The sequence below is a fragment of the Cupriavidus basilensis genome (genome assembly GCF_029335485.1).
GTDB lineage: Bacteria > Pseudomonadota > Gammaproteobacteria > Burkholderiales > Burkholderiaceae > Cupriavidus > Cupriavidus basilensis_E.
On record NZ_JARJLM010000616.1, the window covers coordinates 1 to 3,877 of the forward strand.

Sequence of the window (3,877 nt, forward strand, 5' to 3'; positions counted from 1 at the left end):
TACATGCCATCGACGTCATCGCAGTAGACATAGAAGGTCTGCGGGCATTCGACGCCGAGCGAGCGGGGCGTGCGCGCGGTGCTGCCCCAGGCGCCTTCGGGCGCGAACATCACGACCAGTTCGCCCTGGTAGTGCATTTCGGCGTGGGTCGGCACGCCGTTTTCGTCGACCACATTCCCCGCGCTGAAACCGAAGGCGCGGTGGTAGAAGTCGAGCGCGCTGCGCCCGTTGCCCACCGTCAGGTAGGGCGTGAGCCAGGGGGTGTTGGCCGGTCTTGTCATGATCGTCTCCTGGTTACGGGAAGCCGCGCGGGACCTGCCATGGCGGCGGGTCCCACGGTGCGAACGAGCATCTTACGCGGCGGCGCCGACGCTGTCGAAAAGCGCCCGCAGGTGCAGGGGCCGGGCGAACGGCGACCGGATGCAGCGCGGCATGGTAGCAGCGCAGTGCGCGGTCGAGTTGCCAGGCGTGCCGGCGCTCGGCGGCCGGCACGGGGGCGGCACTCATGATGTGGCTATCCAGGCCGAAGATGCGGTCAAAGCGCCCATGCTCGCCGGCCTCGATCTGCAGGCACGGCGAGCGGACCGCCGCCAGCAGCCGGATCCGGCCAAGCGTGCTCCCGATGCCGGGGGAGAGCCATCCGGTCCGCTGCGGATGCCCACGGTCCGGGGTCGCCAGGGGGCCGGATTCGCTTCTTCCTTCTGGTAAAATTGCGCTTTTCCCGCCGCCAGGTCCCCGCCGCATGTCTCACCTCGCTCATCCCGCCGCCAGTCCGCACGCTTCGCAGCCCGTCCAACTCATGGCCAACGCCATTCGCGTCCTGGCCATGGACGCCGTTCAGCAGGCCAATTCAGGCCACCCCGGCATGCCGATGGGCATGGCGGATATCGCGGTGGCGCTGTGGGGCCGTCATCTGAAGCATAACCCGGCCAACCCCAAGTGGGCTGATCGCGACCGCTTCGTGCTGTCCAACGGCCATGGCTCGATGCTGCTGTACGCCTTGCTGCACCTGACCGGCTACGACCTGCCGCTGGCCGAGCTGAAGAATTTCCGCCAGATGCACAGCAAGACGGCTGGCCACCCGGAATACGGCATCACGCCGGGCGTGGAAACCACCACCGGCCCGCTTGGCCAGGGCCTCACCAACGCGGTGGGCATGGCGCTGGCCGAGCGCCTGCTGGGCGAGGAATTCAACCGCCCCGGCTTCGATATCGTCAACCACCACACCTATGTCTTCCTGGGCGACGGATGCCTGATGGAAGGCATCAGCCACGAGGCCTGCTCACTGGCCGGCACGCTGAAGCTGAACAAGCTGGTCGCGCTGTGGGACGACAACGGCATCTCGATCGACGGCGATGTCGTGCACTGGTTCGCCGACGACACCCCGAAGCGCTTTGAAGCCTATGGCTGGAACGTGATCCGTGCGGTCGACGGCCATGACGCCGCCGCGGTCGACGCCGCTATCGCCGAGGCCAAGTTCAGCGATCGCCCGACCCTGATCTGCTGCCGCACCCTGATCGGCAAGGGCGCGCCTAACAAGGAAGGTGGTCACGACGTGCATGGCGCGCCGCTTGGCGGCGCCGAAATCCTGGCCACGCGCGAAGCGCTGGGCTGGACGCACGCACCGTTCGAACTGCCGGCCGAAGTCTATACGGCATGGGATGCCAAGGCCCGCGGCGGTTCGCTGGAAAAGGCGTGGAACGCGCTGTTCGAGGCCTATGCCGAGCGTTTCCCGTACGAAGCCGGCGAATTCCAGCGCCGCATGCGCGGCGAACTGCCGGGCGCCTTCGACGCGGCCGTGGACGCCTTCCTCGCCAAGTGCGAGGAAAAGGCCGAGACCATCGCCACCCGCAAGGCCAGCCAGAACACCATCGAGGCGCTTGCCGCGGTGCTGCCGGAATTCCTGGGCGGCTCGGCCGACCTGACCGGCTCCAACCTGACCAACTGGTCGGGCAGCAAGGCCGTGCGTGCCGATGCCTGGGGCAACCACATCAATTATGGCGTGCGCGAGTTCGGCATGAGCGCCATCATGAACGGCATCACGCTGCACGGCGGCTACATCCCTTATGGCGGCACCTTCCTGACCTTCTCGGACTACAGCCGCAATGCGCTGCGCATGGCGGCGCTGATGAAGATCCGCTCGCTGTTCGTGTTCACCCATGACTCCATCGGCCTGGGCGAGGACGGCCCGACCCACCAGTCGATCGAACACGTCGCCAGCCTGCGCCTGATCCCGAACATGGATGTCTGGCGTACCGCCGACACCACCGAAACCGCGGTGGCCTGGGCCCAGGCCGTGCGCCGGGAGAACGGCCCGAGCTGCCTGATCTTCAGCCGCCAGAACCTGCCGTTCCAGACGCGCGACGATGCCACCCGCGCCAATATCGCGCGCGGCGGCTACGTGCTGCGCGATGGCGCCAACCCCAAGACCGGCCGTCCGGACGCCGTGATCATCGCCACCGGTTCGGAAGTCGGCCTGGCCGTGGGGGCGGCGGAGCAGCTGGCCGCCGACGGCGTGCACGTGCGCGTGGTCTCGGTGCCGGCGACGACCGTATTCGACAAGCAGGATGCCGCCTACAAGGCTTCGGTGCTGCCGGCAGGCGTGCCGCGCGTGGCGGTGGAAGCCGGCGTGACGGATTTCTGGTGGAAGTACCAGGTCCAGGCCGTGGTGGGCATCGACACCTTCGGCGAATCCGCCCCGGCTGGCGTATTGTTCAAGCACTTCGGCTTTACCGTCGAGAACGTCGTGCGCACGGTGCGCGACACGCTCGGCCAGTAACAGGATTCCCGGGGCCGCGCGGCCCCGGCAAAGGCAAGGCTTTTCCGCATCCATCGATCGTTAGGCTACTCAGGAGATAAACATGACCATCAAGATCGGCATCAACGGCTTCGGCCGCATCGGGCGCATGGTGTTCCGTGCTGCCGCCGCCAACTTCAAGGAAATTGAAGTCGTCGGCATCAACGACCTGCTTGAGCCCGACTACCTGGCTTACATGCTGAAGTACGACTCGGTGCACGGCCGCTTTGACGGCGAAGTGTCGGTCGACGGCAACACCCTGATCGTCAACGGCAAGAAGATCCGCCTGACCGCCGTGAAGGACCCGTCCGAGCTGAAGTGGGGCGAGATCGGTGCAGACGTGGTGATCGAGTCGACTGGTATCTTCCTGACCAAGGAAGGCGCGCAGAAGCATATCGATGCGGGCGCCAGGAAGGTCATCATGTCGGCCCCGTCGAAGGACGATACCCCGATGTTCGTGTACGGCGTGAACCACGACACGTACAAGGGCGAGGCGATCATCTCCAACGCCAGCTGCACCACCAACTGCCTGGCGCCCGTCGCCAAGGTGCTGAACGACAAGTGGGGCATCAAGCGTGGCCTGATGACCACCGTGCACGCCACCACCGCTACCCAGAAGACCGTCGACGGCCCGTCCAACAAGGACTGGCGCGGTGGCCGCGGCATCCTGGAAAACATCATCCCGTCGAGCACCGGTGCCGCCAAGGCCGTGGGCGTGGTGATCCCCGAGCTCAACAAGAAGCTGACCGGCATGTCGTTCCGCGTGCCGACCTCCGACGTGTCGGTGGTCGACCTGACCGTCGAGCTGGAAAAGGGCGCCACCTACGCCGAGATCTGCGCCGAAATGAAGGCACAGAGCCAGGGCGCGCTGAAGGGCGTGCTGGGCTACACGGAAGACAAGGTGGTTGCGACCGATTTCCGCGGCGATGCACGCACCTCGATCTTCGACGCCGAAGCCGGCATCGCGCTGGACTCGACCTTCGTCAAGGTCGTGAGCTGGTACGACAATGAATGGGGCTATTCCAACAAGGTGCTGGAAATGGCTCGCGTGGTCGCCAAGTAACCTGGCCCCGACCGTTT

3 protein-coding genes are annotated in these 3,877 nt (G+C 66.0%); 2 read left to right on the top strand and 1 reads right to left on the bottom strand.

What is annotated here, in order from left to right:
- A partial coding sequence (locus P3W85_RS37755; protein WP_346430322.1) for a VOC family protein occupies positions 1-281 on the bottom strand: 281 nt, incomplete at its 3' end.
- Between the two features lie 461 nt (positions 282-742).
- Here P3W85_RS37755 and tkt point away from each other — a divergent pair.
- Positions 743-2,779: a transketolase gene (gene tkt / locus P3W85_RS37760; RefSeq protein WP_035807612.1), complete on the top strand. Its 2,037-nt coding sequence runs from the start codon at positions 743-745 to the stop codon at positions 2,777-2,779.
- 82 nt (positions 2,780-2,861) lie between these two features.
- Positions 2,862-3,860, top strand: a complete 999-nt coding sequence (gene gap, locus P3W85_RS37765; protein ID WP_017225103.1) for a type I glyceraldehyde-3-phosphate dehydrogenase — start codon at positions 2,862-2,864, stop codon at positions 3,858-3,860.
- Positions 3,861-3,877: the final 17 nt, after the last annotated feature.

Excerpts from the sequence above, each read along its gene's own strand:
- tkt (WP_035807612.1), top strand. The coding sequence starts at position 743 with ATGTCTCACCTCGCTCATCCCGCCGCCAGTCCGCACGCTTCGCAGCCC.
- gap (WP_017225103.1), top strand. The coding sequence starts at position 2,862 with ATGACCATCAAGATCGGCATCAACGGCTTCGGCCGCATCGGGCGCATG.